Origin of the sequence: Seongchinamella unica, from assembly GCF_004354085.1 — a bacterium.
In the GTDB taxonomy this organism is placed as follows: domain Bacteria; phylum Pseudomonadota; class Gammaproteobacteria; order Pseudomonadales; family Halieaceae; genus Halioglobus; species Halioglobus unicus.
Window position 1 is genome coordinate 1,002,707 of sequence record NZ_SMSE01000001.1, and the last position, 18,135, is coordinate 1,020,841.

General features: G+C 61.9%; 17 protein-coding genes. 14 read left to right on the plus strand and 3 right to left on the minus strand.

All coding sequences use genetic code 11. The features are described from left to right. Positions 1-8 precede the first annotated feature (8 nt). The 9 genes from E2F43_RS04325 to E2F43_RS04365 all read left to right on the plus strand — a co-directional run bounded on the left by E2F43_RS04325 (position 9) and on the right by E2F43_RS04365 (position 8,134). Entirely contained in the window at positions 9-941 is a 933-nt protein-coding gene (locus tag E2F43_RS04325; protein WP_133209912.1) for an ABC transporter permease, read from the plus strand. A gap of 4 nt (positions 942-945) precedes the next feature. Continuing rightward, on the plus strand, positions 946-1,833 hold the full coding sequence (locus E2F43_RS04330) for an ABC transporter permease (protein WP_133209915.1): 888 nt from the start codon (positions 946-948) through the stop codon (positions 1,831-1,833). Next, positions 1,833-3,422: an ABC transporter ATP-binding protein gene (locus E2F43_RS04335; protein ID WP_133209918.1), complete on the plus strand. Its 1,590-nt coding sequence runs from the start codon at positions 1,833-1,835 to the stop codon at positions 3,420-3,422. The genes E2F43_RS04330 and E2F43_RS04335 overlap by 1 nt, the downstream gene beginning before the upstream one ends. A gap of 15 nt (positions 3,423-3,437) precedes the next feature. Beyond that, positions 3,438-4,292, plus strand: a complete 855-nt coding sequence (locus E2F43_RS04340) for an SDR family NAD(P)-dependent oxidoreductase (protein WP_133209921.1) — start codon at positions 3,438-3,440, stop codon at positions 4,290-4,292. Between the two features lie 14 nt (positions 4,293-4,306). Further along, positions 4,307-5,116, plus strand: a complete 810-nt coding sequence (locus tag E2F43_RS04345; protein ID WP_133209924.1) for an inositol monophosphatase family protein — start codon at positions 4,307-4,309, stop codon at positions 5,114-5,116. 1 nt (position 5,117) lies between these two features. Then, entirely contained in the window at positions 5,118-5,417 is a 300-nt protein-coding gene (locus E2F43_RS04350; protein WP_133209926.1) for an antibiotic biosynthesis monooxygenase family protein, read from the plus strand. 53 nt (positions 5,418-5,470) lie between these two features. After that, complete coding sequence (locus tag E2F43_RS04355) at positions 5,471-5,905, plus strand: nuclear transport factor 2 family protein (RefSeq protein ID WP_133209929.1); 435 nt, start codon at positions 5,471-5,473, stop codon at positions 5,903-5,905. An 89-nt stretch (positions 5,906-5,994) separates the two neighbouring features. Continuing rightward, positions 5,995-7,569 carry a phytoene desaturase family protein gene (locus tag E2F43_RS04360; RefSeq protein ID WP_133209932.1) on the plus strand — a complete coding sequence of 525 codons (1,575 nt, stop codon included), beginning with the start codon at positions 5,995-5,997 and terminating at the stop codon, positions 7,567-7,569. A gap of 142 nt (positions 7,570-7,711) precedes the next feature. Further along, positions 7,712-8,134 carry a VOC family protein gene (locus tag E2F43_RS04365; protein WP_238946744.1) on the plus strand — a complete coding sequence of 141 codons (423 nt, stop codon included), beginning with the start codon at positions 7,712-7,714 and terminating at the stop codon, positions 8,132-8,134. A 92-nt stretch (positions 8,135-8,226) separates the two neighbouring features. Here E2F43_RS04365 and E2F43_RS04370 read toward each other — a convergent pair whose 3' ends face one another. After that, positions 8,227-9,138, minus strand: a complete 912-nt coding sequence (locus E2F43_RS04370; RefSeq protein ID WP_133209935.1) for a DMT family transporter — start codon at positions 9,136-9,138, stop codon at positions 8,227-8,229. Between the two features lie 5 nt (positions 9,139-9,143). Beyond that, positions 9,144-10,934 (minus strand): gamma-glutamyltransferase, encoded by a 1,791-nt coding sequence (gene ggt / locus E2F43_RS04375; RefSeq protein ID WP_238946745.1) that lies wholly within the window; start codon positions 10,932-10,934, stop codon positions 9,144-9,146. A gap of 132 nt (positions 10,935-11,066) precedes the next feature. Here ggt and E2F43_RS04380 point away from each other — a divergent pair, with 132 nt between their 5' ends. From E2F43_RS04380 to E2F43_RS04390, 3 genes are all read left to right on the plus strand, one after another. Then, positions 11,067-11,684 carry a LysE/ArgO family amino acid transporter gene (locus E2F43_RS04380; RefSeq protein ID WP_133209941.1) on the plus strand — a complete coding sequence of 206 codons (618 nt, stop codon included), beginning with the start codon at positions 11,067-11,069 and terminating at the stop codon, positions 11,682-11,684. A gap of 95 nt (positions 11,685-11,779) precedes the next feature. Then, complete coding sequence (locus tag E2F43_RS04385; RefSeq protein ID WP_133209943.1) at positions 11,780-13,360, plus strand: AMP-binding protein; 1,581 nt, start codon at positions 11,780-11,782, stop codon at positions 13,358-13,360. 108 nt (positions 13,361-13,468) lie between these two features. Next, the gene (locus E2F43_RS04390) at positions 13,469-14,548 is read left to right on the plus strand and encodes an MBL fold metallo-hydrolase (protein ID WP_133209946.1); all 1,080 of its coding nucleotides are present in this window, start codon (positions 13,469-13,471) and stop codon (positions 14,546-14,548) included. Position 14,549: 1 nt separating this feature from the next. Here the strand turns inward: E2F43_RS04390 and E2F43_RS04395 are convergent, their stop codons facing one another. Beyond that, positions 14,550-16,046, minus strand: coding sequence for a flavin-containing monooxygenase (locus E2F43_RS04395; protein WP_133209949.1), 1,497 nt, complete (start codon positions 16,044-16,046; stop codon positions 14,550-14,552). A gap of 165 nt (positions 16,047-16,211) precedes the next feature. On the opposite strand from E2F43_RS04395, the gene E2F43_RS04400 reads away from it, so the two are divergent. Both E2F43_RS04400 and E2F43_RS04405 read left to right on the plus strand, forming a co-directional pair. Next, entirely contained in the window at positions 16,212-17,234 is a 1,023-nt protein-coding gene (locus E2F43_RS04400; RefSeq protein WP_165954192.1) for an AraC family transcriptional regulator, read from the plus strand. Further along, positions 17,234-18,109 carry an alpha/beta hydrolase gene (locus tag E2F43_RS04405; protein ID WP_133209954.1) on the plus strand — a complete coding sequence of 292 codons (876 nt, stop codon included), beginning with the start codon at positions 17,234-17,236 and terminating at the stop codon, positions 18,107-18,109. Before E2F43_RS04400 ends, E2F43_RS04405 begins: the two co-directional genes overlap by 1 nt. The last annotated feature ends 26 nt before the right edge of the window (positions 18,110-18,135 follow it).

An 18,135-nucleotide genomic window follows, 5' to 3' on the forward strand; every position in this document is an offset into this window, starting at 1 on the left:
TAGACAACATGTGGCGATTTATCGGCTACCGCCTGTTACAGGCAATCCCGGTGATACTGGCAGTGATCACCGTTACCTTCTTCCTGGTGCGCATCGCGCCCGGTGGGCCATTCGACAGCGAAAAAGCCGTGATGCCGGAGGTGAAAGCGGCGCTGGAGGCCCAGTACCGGCTGGACCAGCCGCTGTTTTCCCAGTACACCGCCTACCTGGGGGACCTGGCCCGGGGAGAGTTCGGCCCGTCCTTCAAGTACCCCGGTCGCAGCGTTAATGAACTGATCGGCGCCGGGCTGCCGGTAACCGCGGAGCTTGGCTTCTACGCCCTGCTGGTGGCGGTCGTCATCGGCGGCCTCGCCGGCGTGATCGCCTCACTCAAGCCCAATACCGCCCAGGACTACATACCGATGACGGCGGCAATGATCGGTATCTGCATGCCTTCGTTCCTGCTGGGACCGCTACTGGTGCTGGTGTTTGGCATCCACCTGGACTGGCTGCCGGTATCCGGGTGGGGCGATATTCCCGGGGACAAGCTGCTGCCGTCCATCACCCTCGGCTCCGCCTATGCCGCCTATATTGCCCGCCTGTCCCGGGCCGGCATGCTGGAAGTCATGTCCCAGGATTATATTCGCACCGCCCGGGCCAAGGGTCTGCCGGAATGGCAGGTGGTCACCCGACACGCCCTGCGTGGCGGCCTGATCCCGGTGGTGGCTTTCCTCGGTCCTGCCTTTGCCGGCCTGCTCGCCGGCTCCTTCGTGGTCGAGACCATTTTCCAGATTCCCGGGCTGGGCCGCTTTTATGTGCAGGCCGCCTTTAACCGCGACTACACCATGATCCTCGGGACCACCGTGTTCCTGTCTACCCTGATCGTGCTGTTTAACCTGCTGTCGGACATCCTCGCCGCCTGGATGAACCCCCGACTGCGGGCACAATTCGGGGAGCAGTAATAAGATGACCACCGAAGTGATTACCGACATTACCGAAGCGGAACAGGGTTCCTCCCTGTGGCACGACGCCTGGCTGCGGCTGCGCAAAAACAAGTTGGCGCTGTTTGGCGGCATTACCCTGATCCTGTTCGTGATCATTGCCATTCTCACACCCTGGATCGCACCCTATTCCTACGAGACCCAGAACCTGGACCTTGGCGCTACCCCGCCCTCGGCGGCCCACTGGCTGGGCACCGACATTTTCGGCCGCGACCTGCTGACCCAGATCATGTATGGCGGCCGGATCTCCCTGGCCGTCGGCTTTGTAGCAACCTCGGTGGCGCTGATTATCGGTATCAGCTGGGGCGCCGTCGCCGGCTACGTCGGCGGCCGGGTGGACGCTGCGATGATGCGCTTCGTGGATATCCTCTACGCCCTGCCCTTCATGATTTTCATCGTGTTGCTGATGGTGGTGTTTGGCCGCAATATCCTGCTGCTGTTCCTGGCTATTGGCGCCGTGGAATGGCTGACCATGGCCCGTATCATGCGCTCACAGGTACAACAGCTGCGGCAACAGGAGTTTGTAGAGGCGGCCATTTCCCTCGGACTGCCGCCCAGCACCATTATCCGCCGGCACCTGATACCCAATGCGCTGGGACCGATCATTGTTTACACCACCCTGACCATTCCCTCGGTCATGCTGCTGGAGGCCTTTCTCAGTTTCCTGGGCCTGGGTATCCAGCCGCCGCAAACCTCCTGGGGCCTGCTGATTTCCTACGGAGCGGAAACCATGGAAGAGTTCCCCTGGCTGCTGATCTTCCCCGGCCTGGCACTGACGCTGACCCTGTTCTCACTCAACTTCCTCGGTGACGGCCTGCGCGACGCTCTCGACGTAAGGAGGTCCAAGGACTGATGGCACTACTGGAAGTCAATAACCTGCAGGTCAGCTTCGTGACCCGCATGGGCACCAACAGGGCCGTGGACGGTATTTCCTTCTCGGTCGAGACAGGGAAGATCACCGCCATCATCGGCGAATCGGGTTCCGGCAAATCGGTAGCCTGTTATTCCATGCTCGGGCTGATACCCCAGCCGCCGGGACGCATTGACGGCGGTGAGGCGCTATTTGAAGGGCGGGACCTATTGCAAATGAGCGAGGCCCAGTTGCGGGAGATTCGCGGTCGGGATGTGGCGATGATCTTCCAGGACCCGATGACCTGCCTCAATCCCTATATGACCATCGGCAAGCAGCTGATGGAACCGCTGCTCTACCACAAGCACGTCAGTAAGGAACAGGCAAAAAATCGCGCGCTGGAGCTGTTGGAGGAAGTCGGTATTCGTGACCCCGAGAGCACGTTTGAAAACTTTCCCCACCAGTTTTCCGGCGGCATGCGCCAGCGGGTCATGATCGCCATGGCGCTGATCAATGAGCCCAAGCTGCTGATCGCCGACGAGCCGACCACCGCCCTGGATGTAACCATCCAGGCGCAGATTCTCAAGCTGATCGCTGACCTGCAGACCAAGCGGGACATCGGTGTGATCTTTATCTCCCACGACCTGGCGGTGGTGGCTGACATCGCGGACCAGATTATTGTGATGCAGCAGGGCAAGGTGGTCGAGGGCGGCGACAGCCAGCACATCTTCCACAACGCCGAGCATCCCTACACCCGCAAGCTGCTGGCCGCCATCCCCGCGGGCAGCAAAACGCCGATGGCGGGGGAAACCCGGCCACTGATACAGGTGCGCGAGCTCTGTACCTGGTTCGAGCAGGGCAGGCACAAGGAACCGGTGAAGGCCGTCAACGACGTCAGCTTCGACATCAACCGCGGCGAGGTGCTGGGGCTGGTGGGCGAGTCCGGCTCAGGCAAGTCCACCATAGGACGCTCGATCCTCCGGCTGGTGCACGTCACCTCGGGATCGGTCACCTTCGACGGCACCGATGTCACCCGGCTGGAGGGCGGCGACCTGAAGAACTTCCGCAGCCGCATGCAGATGATCTTCCAGGACCCCTTCGCTTCACTGAACCCCAGAATGACCGTATTCGATACCCTGGCGGAACCGTTACTGCTACACGGCATCGAGAATCGCAAAACCGTTGCCAGCGGGGTGTTGAAGCTGATGGATGATGTGGGCCTGGCCCGCAACTTCGTCCGCAAGTATCCCCACGAATTCTCCGGCGGGCAGCGCCAGCGCATCGCCATCGGCCGTGCCCTGGCCACCCACCCCGAGTTCGTGGTGGCCGACGAGCCGGTGTCCGCCCTGGATGTCACCATACAGGCGCAAATACTGGACCTGATGCAGGGACTGAGCCGCGAGTATGGCCTGACCATGCTGTTTGTCTCCCACGACCTGGCCGTGGTGCGCCACCTGGCGGACCGGATACTGGTGCTGTACAAGGGAGAAGTGGTGGAACAGGGCACCGGCGACGACCTGTTCGAGCGACCACAGCAGGAATACACCCGACAGTTACTGCAATCCATTCCCGGGCGAGCGCTCATCGCCTGACAGAGGGCCAGGCACATGGACTTGAACGGCAAGCACATTGTTATCACCGGCGCGACCGCCGGCATCGGGCGCAGCAGCGCACTGACCCTGGGGCAACTGGGCGCAGACCTGACACTGCTCAACCGCAATCCTGAGAAAGCCGAAGCGCTGGCCGAGGAGGTGATGGCCGCCGGCGGCAGCGAGCCCACCCTCATCACCATGGACATGGCACGGTTGGACAGCGTCCGCGAGGCGGCCGCCGCAACCCTGGCCCTGGGCAAGCCGATCGACGTGCTGCTGAACAATGCCGGGTTGGTGAATACCGAGCGCAGGGTGACCGCGGATGGCTTCGAGGAAACCCTGGCGGTCAATCATTTCGCCCCCTTCCTGCTCACCGGGTTGCTCCTGCCCGCCCTGCAACAGGCGCCCGCGGCGCGCATCGTCAACGTTGCTTCCGATGCCCACGCCTTCGTCAAAGGCATGGGCTTTGAGGATATGCAGGCCGAGCAGAGCTACAAAACATTTCGAGAGTACGGCCGCTCCAAACTGGCCAATATCCTGTTTACCCGCAGCCTGGCGACTCGACTTGCAGACAGCAACATTACCGTCAACTGCCTGCACCCCGGTGCAGTGGCAACCTCCCTGGGCTCGCAGAATGAAGGCCTGCTGGCGAACCTGCTGCCGAAACTGCTGAAACCCTTTTTCCGCAACCCGGACAAGGGCGCGGAAACCTCGATCTACCTGTGCCAGAGCGATGCGGTGGCCGGCATCAGCGGCGCCTACTTCGCCAACTGCAAACAGGCCAAACCCAAACCCTGGGCCAGGGACGATGCAGCCGCCGCCAGGCTCTGGGAGATCAGCGAAGACTGTACCGGGTTTCACTATCCCTGAACCGCCGGGATGTCATGAACATTGATCACCAGGCAATCACGGGCATTCTCCGCGAAGCGGCGACACGGGAGATTCTCCCCCTCTGGCAAAATCTTCACCAGCACCACATTGAGCAGAAACAGCCCGGGGACCTGGTAACTGTGGCCGACCGGGCCTGCGAGGAATTCATCAGCCGTGAGCTGCTCTCCCTGATGCCCGGTTCCCTGGTCATTGGCGAGGAAGCGGTGCACCATGACCCCGGCCTGATGCTTGCACTGGAGTCAACGCGGCCGGTGTGGGTCATCGATCCGCTGGACGGCACCGGTAATTTTGCTGCCGGGGAGGGGCCCATCGCAGTGATGGTCTGCCTTGTCCACCAGCGGGAGACGCTGGCGGCGTGGATTTTCGATCCGGTGGAGAATACCATGCTGGAGGCTGAACTCGGCGCCGGCGCGCAGCTGGATGGAAGCCACCTTGCGATAGACGCTTATACCGGAGAGACCGGGGATATTTGCGGCGCCCTGTCCACCAAATACCTGCCAGGGAAACTTCGCGACCCGGCAATAAAGGGCGCGAGGCAGCTGGGTATGACGGTGGCCAGTGGTTGCGCCGGCAGCGATTACCGGGCACTGGCGCGGGGCGAATACCAGTTCGTGTTTTACTACCGTACCCTGGTTTGGGATCACGCGCCCGGTGTGCTTATCGTCAGCGAAGCGGGTGCCCATGCCGGGCGCTACGATGGTGCGAACTATCGACCGGGCCCTGGCGGCACCGGGCTGATCTGCGCGGCAGACCGGACCACCTGGAATACCGTCAGGAACCTGCTGGTGCCTTCGGAGATGTGATATGTATGCAGTGATTTTCAGGGCTGACATCCGGCAACTTAACCCGGAATATGTCCAACTGGCCGAGCAATTGCGTACACTGGCGATGGAACGCTACGGTTGCCGGGAATTTTTTTCCTGTACCGAGGGAAACCAGGAAGTGGCGATTTCTTACTGGGACAGTGAGCAGCAGATCAGCCGCTGGAAGCAGGACCCCTTGCACCAGCGGGCCCAGCAGCTGGGCCGCGAACAGTGGTACGCGTCCTACCGGGTACAGGTTGTGGAACTGAAGCGGGAATACGCAGGCACCGGAAGCGGGTAAACAGCCTCTGCCGAATCAGCGGGCAACAGCTCAACACTATTTGGGAACCGGGTATGTCAGTACAACAGAACCGCGAAATCGTCGAGAAAATGTGGCTCGCCCTCAGTAAGATGGACTGGGAAACCATGAAAAGCTGCATGCACCCGGATATCCATTATCGCGATGTGCCCAGCGATGACCCGGGGGCCCATGGGCCGGACAATTGCGTCAGGCGGCTGCAGATCGCGTTCAGGCACCTGAGCAAACAGGAGCAGGAAACGCACCATCTGGTCGCCGAAGGTGACGTGGTGTTTCTCGACCACACTGAAACCTGGACCTTCACCAGCGGTGAAACGGCCTCGCACAATTTTGCCACCATGCACGAGATCCGGGATGGGCTGATCTATCGCTGGAGCGACTACTGGGACATGCAGAAGTTCGTCGGCCAGTTTCCGGTCTGGTTCCTGGAAGAAATGATGCAAGCCAGCGCCGGGGACTTCAGTGACTGACGGATTCACAGGGCAATTGCACCCGGGGTCGGCAGGCCGCAAGCTGGGCCGCCTCCCGCTCGCAGCGAATCTCAGCAGGTAAGCCGCACATGTCCCTGGATATCATTATTATCGGCGGTGGCCACAATGGCCTGGTCTGCGCCAGCTACCTGGCCCGGGCCGGCCGTAAAGTGCGCATCCTCGAGCGTGCCCCTGTTGTGGGCGGCGCCGCCATCACCGAGGAATTCCATCCGGGCTTTCGCAACTCGGTAGCCTCATACACCGTCAGCCTGCTCAACCCGAAAATTATCAGCGACCTGGACCTGTATCGCCACGGCCTGAAGATCGTGGAGCGCAAGGTTAACAACCTGTGGCCCAACGACAGCGGCGACTTTATCGCCTTCCCTGCGGGCAGTGAGGCCCTGAAAGCCGAACTTGCCCGCTACTCCCGGGCTGACGCCGACGCCCTTGAGCGTTACAACAGGGACACGGGCATGGTCGCGGACCTGATCCGCGACTATCTGCTGAAAACACCGCCCAACGCCGGCGGCGGTCTCCGCGACCTGTTCAGGATGGCCGGCTTCGCCAACCGACTGCGCAAGCTCCCGCTGGAAGACGAACGCATCGTCATGGATATCTTTACCAAAAGCGTGGCGGATTTCCTGGCGCTGTATTTCGAGAACGATTTCGTCAGGGGTGCCTTCGCCTTCGACGGCCTGGTGGGAAACTACGCCGACACCCGGACGCCCGGCTCAGCCTACGTGTTAATGCACCACGCCTTCGGCGAGGTCAATGGCAAGAAAGGCCTCTGGGGCCATGCCATCGGCGGCATGGGCGCCATCACCCAGGCCATGGCGGCTGCCGCGAGGGAGCGCGGCGTGCAAATCGAGGTCAATCGCGAGGTTGAACAGGTGCTGGTGGAAAACGGCCGGGCGGTTGGCGTCCAGCTGGCCGACGGGGAGACCGTTCGCGCCAGAGCCGTGGTGTCCAACGTCAATCCTTCATTACTGTACGGCCGCCTGGTCGACCCGGCTGAGCTGCCGGCTGAGTTTTCCCGCCGTATCCGCCAGTACCGGAACGGTTCGGGTACCTTCCGTATGAACGTGGCACTCGATTCCCTGCCGCGGTTCAGCTGCCTGCAGCAACAGGCGCGGGCCACTGAAGACCACCTCACAGGTGGCATCGTCATCGGTCCTACCATGGACTACCTGGACAAGTCCTACCGCGATGCCCGAGAGCACGGCTGGTCCCGGGAGCCGCTGGTGGAAATGCTGATCCCCTCCCTGCTGGACGACAGCCTCGCCCCGCCCGGGCAGCATGTCGCCAGCCTGTTCTGCCAGCAATTCGATCCCGATGTGGACTGGGACCAGCACCGGGACGCTGCCGCAGAGCAAATACTCGACCAGGTGGAAAAGTACGCCCCGGGTTTCAAGCAAAGTATCGTCGGCAAACAGGTGCTCAGCCCCCTGGACCTGGAACGCAAGTTTGGCCTCACCCGCGGCGACATCATGCACGGGGCGCTCAGTATCGACCAGATGTTCAGTGCCAGGCCCATGCTGGGCCACGGCGACTACCGGGGACCGATCAGTGGCCTGTACATGTGCGGCGCCGGCACCCATCCTGGCGGCGGCGTCACCGGGGCGCCAGGGCACAACGCGGCCAGGGAGATATTGCGCGACGTCTGACTGTCGGTCGCCGCGAGGCGGGATCAAGCAGAGTCCCTGGCATTGGGCGACCTAACCTCTCAGAGCACACGCTGCCGATTCCGGCCAGGTCTTCACAAAGCTGCTACGCTGATGCTTTGCAATACCATCGAGAGGCGCTCCCGTGGCAGACATCAGCGGCATGGCACACCTGCAGCTCACCGTATCGGACATGGCCCGATCCCGGCCTTTCTACGAGCGGCTCCTGCACAGCATGAACATGGTCACCCTGCTTGACGACCCCAATTATTTTTACTGTATCGGCGGCAAGACCGGGCTCGCCATCGCTCCCGCCGACCCGGACCTGGCGGGCGACGGTTTCCACCAGCGACGCCCCGGGCTGCACCACCTGTGCTTTCGGGCGCGGAGCCGTGAAGACGTGGACGAGTTGTATCGCACCGCAGTGGACCTCGGCGCGGTAATCGTGCGCGAGCCACAGGAGGCGGAGTGGGCCCCGGGCTATTACTCCACCCTGTTCGAAGATCCGGACGGTATTCGCATCGAGGTCAATTACGTACCCGGCAAGGGCCATTTACAGCAGCCGTAGACCGGGTTTCCAGCAGCATCAGACAGCGGGCGGTTGCTCCGGCAATCCCTCGGTGGCCGGCCCGGGCGCGACGGCACTCCGGCAACGCGAGCTCAGCCGTAGCCCCGGACCTTCAGTCTTCGCGCCTCAAGAAAAAGCCCCGCCGCGTTGCCGGCAACAATCAGTGCCGAGCCCGCTACCAGCGACAGAGTGACGGTTTCGCCGTATATCAGCCAGGCCAGCAACATGATCAATGGCAGTCGCAGGTAATCCATTGGCATGACCACCGCGGCATCCGCCAGCGACAGGGCACGACTCAGGCAATAATGTGCCGCCAGCGCCGTGATCGCCGCAACCAGCAACCAGAGCCAGTTGCGTGAATCTGGCAATTGCATCTCACCGATAACAGGCAGCAGGGAAAAACAGGCCTGCATGGCGGTCATATAGAACAGGATAATCAGGAACGTCTGCCCGTTCCCGTGCAACAACTGGGTGAGTCGGCGGGTAGAGATAACGCTGACACCAAAGCCGATAGCGCCCGCCAGCAGAACCAGGCTGGCGGGATTAATGACCGCAGCTCCTGGCCTGAGAATAAACAGCACGCCCAGCAGGCCAAGCACCAGCGATATCCAGCGCCCGCGACTCAGGGACTCGCCCATAAACAGCGCTGCCAGCAGCGCAGCCCAGAGCGGGGTGGTGAACTCCAGGGCAAACACTTCAGCGAGGGGCAACGCGGCGATCGCCATCAGCCAGGCACACTGGCCGAAAAAATGACTGCTGTTGCGCAGTAGATGCCAGCCCATGACCCGACGGGGCATGCGCACGGCAGCAAGCCCTCCCGAGCTGAGCAGCAGGGTGGTCACAATGACCCAGCCCAGCAGGCTGCGCCAGAACAGGATGTCCAGGGTGCCCAGACTGGCCGTTAGCTCCCTGCTGGCAATCGCCAGCAGGCAGAAGCAGGCCAGTGCAACAATCATCCACAACACAGCCAACGCGGTGTTGTGGCCCGTTTCAGCCCGGCTCAATCAAGTCACCAGGCGGCAACAGTTCCGTCCTTGCGCATTTCGGTGGCGCCTGCGTAGCTGCCTGTTTCCCTGTCGACCCTGATCGCCTGGTAGCCGCCGAAGCGCACACCGCTTGGATCCACCTCGACATGGTGACCCATGGCGCGCAGCCGCTCCACCGTCTCGGCGGGCACGCCGGGCTCAACATACAGGGTACCCAGCGGGTCACCATGCTTACCCGTGGGTTGTCGTCCGCCGTCGTGCAGGAAGCGGGCAGCGTCACCCGCTTCTTGTACATTCATGCCGTAGTCGATCATGTTCACCAGAACCTGCACATGGCCCTGGGGCTGCATGCCGCCGCCCATCAGGCCAAAGCTCATGACCGGCTCACCGTCTTGCATCAGGAAGGCAGGGATGATGGTGTGAAAGGGACGCTTGCCCGGCGCATAGGCATTGGGGTGCTCCGGGTCCAGGGAGAACAGCTCACCGCGGTTTTGCAACATGAAGCCGGTACCGTCGGCGACCATGCCGGAGCCCATGCCGCGGTAGTTGGACTGGATCAACGACACCATCATGCCGCTCTCATCGGCAACAGTCAGGTAGGTGGTATCGCCCTCGCCTTCCAGCCTGGGCTCGCCCGGGCCGAATTCAGGCGAGGCCCGTAGCGGATCGATTTCAGCAAATCGCTGCCGGCCGTAGTCATCGGACAGCAAACCGTTCAGGGGGATGTCGGCAAAGTCCGGATCGGCGTAGTAGCGCGCCACATCTTCAAAGGCGAGGCGCTTGGCCTCCACCAGGTAGTGGAATACCTCGGCGGAGCCGCGGGACCACTGCCTGAGGTCGATGTTTTTGAGGATGGAGAGCATCTGCAGGGCCGCGTACCCCTGGCCATTGGGTGGCAATTCGTAAAGGTCGTAGCCCCGGTAATTGACGCTGCCCGGCTCGACCCACTCGCCCTGGTGTTGGCTGAAGTCCTCGTAGGCCAGGCCCCCTTCCATACCCTCGAAGTAGCCTGCCATGCGCCGGGCAATACTGCCCTTGTAGAACGCGTCGCGACCCTCAAGAGCAAGGGTTTCCAGGGTATCAGCCAGGTCTTGATTGGTCAGCAGTTCCCCCGGCTCCACCGCCCGGCCCTGCGGAAACCAGGTGCTGCGGATGTTGTCGAGATAGGGGGTGCCAGCAAACCGTTGGCTGAAAAACTTCCAGCTGCGGTCGAAGTAGTAGGAAATCACCGGGCTGACCGGAAACCCCTCCCGGGCGTAGTCGATGGTGGGCGCCAACAACTGGTTCATGGGCAGCTTGCCAAAGCGCTCATGCAGGGCGAACCAACCGTCCACGGTCCCGGGCACCGTCACCGGCAGCGGTCCGTGCGAGGGAATACCCCGCGCGTCCGCGGGTAACTGTCCCTGCGCCTTGAGCGCATCGATACGAGACTTGAGCTCGGCCAGGTTCTGCCCCCTCGGAGAGCGCCCGGAGCCGTTGTAACCATGCAGTTGCCTGCTGGCGGGATCCCAGACGATAACAAAAATATCACCGCCAATTCCGTTGCCGGTAGGCTCCATCAGGCCCAGCGCCGCATTGGCGGCAATGGCCGCATCCACCGCGGTACCGCCCTGTTTGAGGATATCCAGGGCGACCTGGGACGCCAGGGGCTGTGCGGTGGCCGCCATCCCCTTGCTGCCGTACACCGGGCTCCGGGACCAGATCTCCCCGACCGGGCGGCCCCCGGCCCCCAACTCAGCAGTCACGGGAGTCGCCATCGGCTGCGGCGCCGGGGACGCGCAGGCCTGGAGCAGGAACAGGGTTGAAACAGTCACCAGGAATCTGCATGTAAACGATCTCATTTCACTCACGGGTCGGTATTGAATCAGTGGCTAGCATAGCCCAGATTGTAAGCGCCCTGGACGCGACTTACACTGCTGCAAACGTTTTTGCCAGGAGACCCACCAGTGAACGCCCTCGTCGCGGGCTTCTCCCTCAGCCTGTCACTCATCCTGGCAATCGGCGCCCAGAATGCATTTGTGCTCAAACAGGGTTTAAAAAAACACCATGTGTTCATGGTGTGTGGTATTTGCGCCCTGTCGGATGCCATCCTGATCGTCGCCGGCGTGGCGGGGTTCGGCGCGCTCATCGCCAGCTTTCCGGCGATAGAATCGATCGCCAGCCTGGGCGGAGCCGCCTTCCTGATCGCTTACGGCAGCCGCAGCCTGATCTCGGCATTTACCGCGGAGCATGCGCTGGACCCCGCCGGCGATGCCACCGCCAGCGCCTGGAAAACTGCCCTGGCCTGCCTGGCGTTCACCTGGCTCAATCCCCATGTCTACCTGGATACTTTGGTATTGATCGGTTCGATCTCCACCCAGTACAGTGACAAATTGATGTTCACGGCCGGCGCGGTTGCCGCCTCACTGACATTTTTTTTCAGCCTCGGTTACGGCGCGCGCCTGCTGACCCCGATCTTCCAGCAACCCCGGGCCTGGAAGATGCTCGATGGGCTGATCGCCCTGATTATGTATGCGATTGCCGCATCACTGCTGCTTCGCGTACTGGACTGGGGTCCCGGCTGACCGCGAATCCAATAATTTGTGGCCCTAGCGACCATTGCCCCCGGGGGCTCAGCAACGAAAACTATGATTCACAGTGACCAGATAACGGAGCGACCATGAGCAACGATGCCCTGTACCAACCGACCCTGATGCCGCACCTGCTGGTGGAAGGACTGAACCGTTACGATGACAGGCCCTGCCTGCACCTCGGGGACAAGGTTGCCAGTTACCGGGAAATGCGCGAACTGACCAGTCGCCTGCAGCAGGCACTGCGCTCAAAGGGCATTGGCAAAGGCAGTCGGGTGGCGATTATCTCCACCAACCGGCCCGAGGTACTGGCCAATACCGCCGCCATGCAACTCAACGGCTGCATCGGTACGCCACTGCACCCACTGGGCTCGATCGACGATCACGCCTATGTACTGGAAGCGGCGGACATCGAGGCGCTGGTTTTCGATGCCCCGGCGTTTGCGGAGCTGGCCGCCGCGCTGAAAGCCAGGGTACCGGGCCTGAAACACCTGCTGGGCTTTGGCCCCAACGAAGTGGGCGATGACTACCTGGCTCTGGCGGAAGGCTTCAGCCCGCAAGCGCTGGTGGCTCCCGATATTTCCGCCGAGGATATCGCCTCGGTCAATTTCACCGGCGGCACGACCGGCAAGCCCAAGGGTGTAATGAGTCCCCACCGGGTCAGCGCCTATATGACCCAGATCCAGTTGGCGGAATGGGAATTCCCCGATGAGTTGCGGATGCTGATGGCCACCCCGCTATCCCACGCAGCGGCGGCGTTCTTTATCCCGGTGCTGCAACGCGGCGGCGCCTTTTACGTGATGCAGGGCTTCAGCCCGGACGAATTTTTCGACGTGGTGCGCGACCACAAAATCACCTGCACCATGCTGGTACCGGTCATGCTCTATTTCCTGCTGGACTCACCCCGCGCCAGCGATGGCTCCATGGACAGCATGGAAACTATTTTTTACGGCGCCTCGCCCATAAGCCCCGCCCGCCTGCGGGAGGGCATTGAAAAGTGGGGGCCGATCTTCTACCAGTTCTTCGGCCAGTCCGAATGCCCGATGGTCATTGCCAACATGCGCAAGGCTGACCACGACCTGTCCAAACCCGAACGTCTGGCGTCCTGCGGTAGACCCAGCCCGTGGATACATCTCGCCCTGCTCGACAATGACTGCCAGCCGGTCGCGGCGGGTGAACCCGGTGAAATCTGCGTGCGCGGCCCGCTGGTCATGAAAGGTTACAAGGACATGCCGGAGCAGACTGCGGAGGCCTTCGCGGGGGACTGGTTGCACACCGGTGATGTCGGCAGGCTGGACGAGGACGGTTTCCTCTATATCGTCGACCGCACCAAGGACATGATAGTCACCGGCGGCTTCAACGTATTTCCCCGGGAGGTAGAGGATGTGCTGGGCAGCCATGAAGCCGTCGCCCAGGTGGTTGTGGTCGGCGTACCGGACGAACAGTGGGGCGAGGCCGTCAAGGCCGTCATCGTACCCAGGCCCGGCGTGGAGGCCAGCGAGGAACTCAGCGCCGAACTACAGGCGCTGGTCAAGGAGAAAAAGGGCTCGGTGCAGTCTCCCAAGTCGGTGGACTTTGTCGACGCCTTGCCGCTGACACCGGTGGGCAAGCCCGACAAGAAGGCCGTAAAGGCCCGCTACTGGGGCGATCACGCGCGCAACGTGAGCTGAATCCAGTCCCTCTGGAGACCCGGTACCGGCACCGCCGCGGAATTGCAAGTCTGGACAGGCGGCTCGCAGAAGCCGAACATAGCCTTCCACTGTCACTCCGGACGGACCATGATCACGGACACCAGCGAAACCTACCGCGGACTCAATTACCCCTTCGGCCGCAGACCCGACCTACCGCCGGGGCAACCGGTAAAAGTCGCCGAAGGCGTTTACTGGGTCAGGTTTGCCATGCCCATGTCGCTGGATCATATCAACCTCTGGCTGCTGGAAGACGGCGATGGCTGGACTGTCATTGACACCTGCCTGAACATCGACAGCGCCCGGGACACCTGGGAGCAGCTGTTCAGCGGTTTTCTGCACAACAAACCCGTCAAGCGGGTGATCTGCACCCACCTGCACCCGGACCACGTGGGTCTCGCGGGCTGGCTCTGCGAGCGCTTTGACGCCGAATTGTGGATGTCGCGGGAAGAGTTCCTGATGTGCCATACCATGGCCGACGATACTGGCAAGCCGGCCCCGGATGTGGCCCTGCGCTTTTACAAGGCTGCAGGCTGGGAAGAAGACTGGCTGGAGGGATACAAGGAAAGGTTCGGCAATTTCGGCCGTGCGATCTATGCCCTGCCGGAAAGTTTTCGCCGTATCGTCGACCGGGAGACCATTACCATTGGCGGCCACTACTGGCAGGTGATTGTCGGCAGGGGCCATTCCCCGGAACATGCCGCACTCTACTGCCCGGGGCTGAAACTGCTGATCTCCGGCGACCAGGTACTGCCGCGCATCTCCCCCAATGTCAGCGTATTCCCCACCGAACCCAAAGGCGACCCACTCAAGGAATGGCTGCGCACCCAGAGCGTAATCCGGGAAATTCTGCCCGACGACCTGCTGGTACTGCCCGCCCACGAGGCGCCCTTTTACGGTCTCGACGTGCGCCTCAGCCAGATTATCGAGGGTCACAAGCGCGACCTGATCACCCTGTTCAATTTCCTGCAACAACCCTGTCGGGCGGTGGACTGCTTTCCAGCCCTGTTCAAGCGGGAAATAGACGGCCATAACATCAACCTCGCCACCGGTGAAACTCTCGCCCACCTCAACTGCCTGCTGGGCAGACACCGGATTACCCGTACCCGCGACGAGCATGGGGTGGACTGGTATCAGCAGATACCTGAAACCGCGGAATTCGACGAATAGCTCAGGCCGCCGGCCTCAGGGGCTCTTCTTCTGCCGGGGGCTGGCGCACAAAGTCGTCGAGCACCGGCTGCTCATGTTCCCGCACCCACTGTTGCCAGGAGTAGGGCCACATGGCCGGGTCGCCATCTGCATCCAGGTACCAGCTCTGGCAACCCCGCACCCAGACCGTCTTGCCCATACCGGCTTTCAGGTAGTCATTGTAACGCTGCTTGGCTTCCTCCGTTGCCTCCACCGTTGGCAACTCGCGGCGGCGCCACAGGTCGATCAGCTTTAACACGTAGTCGGTTTGCACTTCGCTCATGGCAATAACCGAGTAGTTGCCGATGGGCGAGTTCGGCCCCAGCATCAGGAAGAAATTGGGAAAACCGGGAATGCACAGCGAGCGGTAAGCCTGCACTTTTTTCTTCCATGCTTCATCAATGGTGACCCCGTCGCGGCCGCGTAAATCCATCGGCCGCATGAAATCGAACGGCCTGAACCCGGTGGCCAGGATCAATACATCCAGTTCGTGGGTGCGGCCATCGGCTGTCACCACGCCCTGCTCGCTGATGCGCTCGATCGCGGTTGTTTCGAGGTGTACGTTGTCGCGCTGCATGGCCTCGTAGAAGTGGCTGCTGATAATCAGGCGCTTGCATCCCACCGGGTAATCCGGCGTCAGCCTGGCGCGGAGCTCGGGGTCGCGCACGCTCTTGCGCAGGTTCCGTTTTGCCAGCCAGCTCACATAGGCATGAGGGAGTTTGCTGCCCGTGACTGCCTTGCTGAAGGTATGACGCAGGGCGAAGGCATACCAGCGGCGCAGGGCCGCCAGTCGGGAGGGCTTGCGGCTCAACCTGGCCTTTTCCTGCTCGCTGTATTCCTTGTCGGGTACAGACACCACCCACTGGGCAGTGCGCTGAAAAACCGTCAGCTCACAGTCCAGCCCGGATATCTCGGCAATGACCTGGCAGGCGGTGGAACCGGTACCGATGATTCCCACCCGCTTGCCGCGCAGGTCCACGTCGTGATTCCAGCGTGCCGTATGCCACAGGTCACCAGCAAAGCTGTCCAGACCGGGAATGTCGGGATAGGCAGGGTGATGGAGAATGCCGGTGGCAGAGACGACAAAATCCACCACCCGTTCAGCACCCTTGCTGGTCTTCAGCCGCCACTTGCCGTCGACATAGTGACACTGCTCCACGGCCTCATTGAAGCGCACCATTTCGCGGATACCCTGCTCCTCAGCGACCTGTTCGAAGTAGCGCTGGATCTCGTCGCCATGGGCAAATCGGTGACTCCACCAGGGGTTGGCCCGAAAACTGTAGGTATACATATGAGCGGGCACGTCGCAGGCCACCCCCGGGTAGGTATTTTCCCGCCAGGTGCCCCCAACCCTGTCGGCTTTCTCCAGGATGTGGATGTCGGCAATGCCCGCCTCGCGCAGCCTGATCGCCATCAGAATGCCGGTCATGCCCGCACCAATAACGGCGACCGAAGGATTCTGTCTTTTTTCATCGCTCATTGGGGTCAATTCCCGCCTTATGAAGTGACTGACAGGCTGACTTTACCCCCTGATCGGGACTGATCAAATAGCGATCAAGGACAAAAACTTATGAAATTCGGACAGAACCTGCTAGCCTGCGGACGTAGTCACGGGGCTTGCGGCCCGGGGAGAAAGCAGTACGGCATGGCGCGTAAAGTCGATACCACACATCACATCAGGGCTATTCCACCGGCCCTGGATGCCATGAAAACCATGGGCTTCGCCCCGCAGGACTGCCTCCAGGGAACCGATCTCAGGCTCTCGGATCTCGGCCGACCCGGGGCCGACATTGACTTTACGCTGGAGCAGGAATTCCAGTTTCATCGCAACCTGCTGGCGCTCAGCGACAACCCGATGCTCGGTCTGCTGCTGGGTAAATCCTACCTGCTGGAAAGCTATGGGCTACTCGGTTATGCCTTCATGAGTGCCCCTACATTGCGCCATGCACTGATCGTGTTGCGTAACTACGGCCCGCTCACCTTCACCCTGTTCCAGGTGAACTTTCTCAGCGAGGGCAACAAGGGCACCCTGCGCCTGTCGCCAGACATTCCGGTGCCCGACGACCTGCTTCAATACTATGTGGACCGCGACCTGACCGCCGCCGTCAATGGCGGACGCGGGGCACTGCGCGTGCCACTGGAGCCCCGACACATACAGGTCATGCACGGCACACAGAGGCTGCGCAACACCTACGAGCGTCACTTCGGTTGTTCTATTTCCTTCTCCGCCGAATGCTCGGAACTGCAGCTTGATGCATCACTGCTGGACGTGCCGATGCCCCTGGGCGACAGCGAAACCAGCGCCACCTGCCAGCAACAGTGCCGCCTGTTACTGGCCCGGATGCGGGCCGGCAGTACCTTTGTCGACAAGGTACGCGGGCTGATCCTGGCCCGACCGGGCTACTTTCCCGATATCGATTACGTGGCCGAGCGACTGAATATGACCAGCCGTACCCTGCGCCGACGGCTGTCCGCAGAGGACAGCAGTTACCAGGACATCCTGGCCGAAGTTCGCTACGAACTGGCCCGCGAATACCTGGCGACCTCGACCCTGCCTATGGAGGAGATTTCAACCCTGCTGGGCTACAGTGCGCCAGGCAATTTCAGCAACGCCTTCAAACGCTGGCACGGCTGCTCCCCCCGCGCATTCCGGCAGGTGTCGCGGTGATGTGGCTGGACAAGGTACAAGCCCGGCTACTTAGGCTTGGTTACCGGCTCAGTAACCAGTATGTCTGGCGCGGAAAATTCATCGATCACGCCACCTCATTGCTACAGATCCCCGGCCCGTCAGGGCCGCTGGCAGCGCGACTGTACAGCAACACAGCCAGTGGCAGGCTGCCGCTGATTCTGTATTTCCACGGCGGTGGCTGGGTGATCGGCGACCTCGACACCCACCACCCTTTTTGCCAGGTGCTGGCCGAACGCAGCGGGGCTACGGTACTGGCCCTGGACTACCGGCTGGCGCCGGAACACCCCTGGCCGGCGGCGCAAGCGGATTGCCTGGCCGCGTCCGAATGGGTAGCCGGCCACCTGTCGGAACTGGGCCCCAACAACGGGCGGCTGGTGATCGCCGGCGACAGTGCCGGAGGTAACCTGACTGCCTGCAGCGCGCTGGATCTGGGCGCAGATGCCCGGCAGCGACTTGCTGGTGCGGCCACCCTCTATCCGGCGGCAGACCACCCGCAGCAGGCCTGGCCGTCGTACCGGGAAGAGGCCCGCAGCGGCCTTCTTACCACCGGGCTGATGCGCTGGTTCTGGGGGACATACCTGGGCGGCACCCCGCTTGCGCAGGCCGCAAACGCCCGCCCGCTGCGCTCTACACGGCTGGGCCAGCTGCCTCCCCTGTTTGCCGTCACCGCCGAGCGCGACCCCCTGCGGGACGAAGGCCAGGCCTTTGCCGATGCGGTCAGGCAGTGCGGGGTGGATGTGCGTCACCGGCACTTCGCCGGTGCCGCCCACGGCTTCGCCTGCTCCGAGGGTCCCACGGATGATTTCAATGAATTCATCGAAGAATTCTGCGACTGGCTGGATTCGCTGGAGTGAAAAGGCGCTAAATTACCCGAGACTCG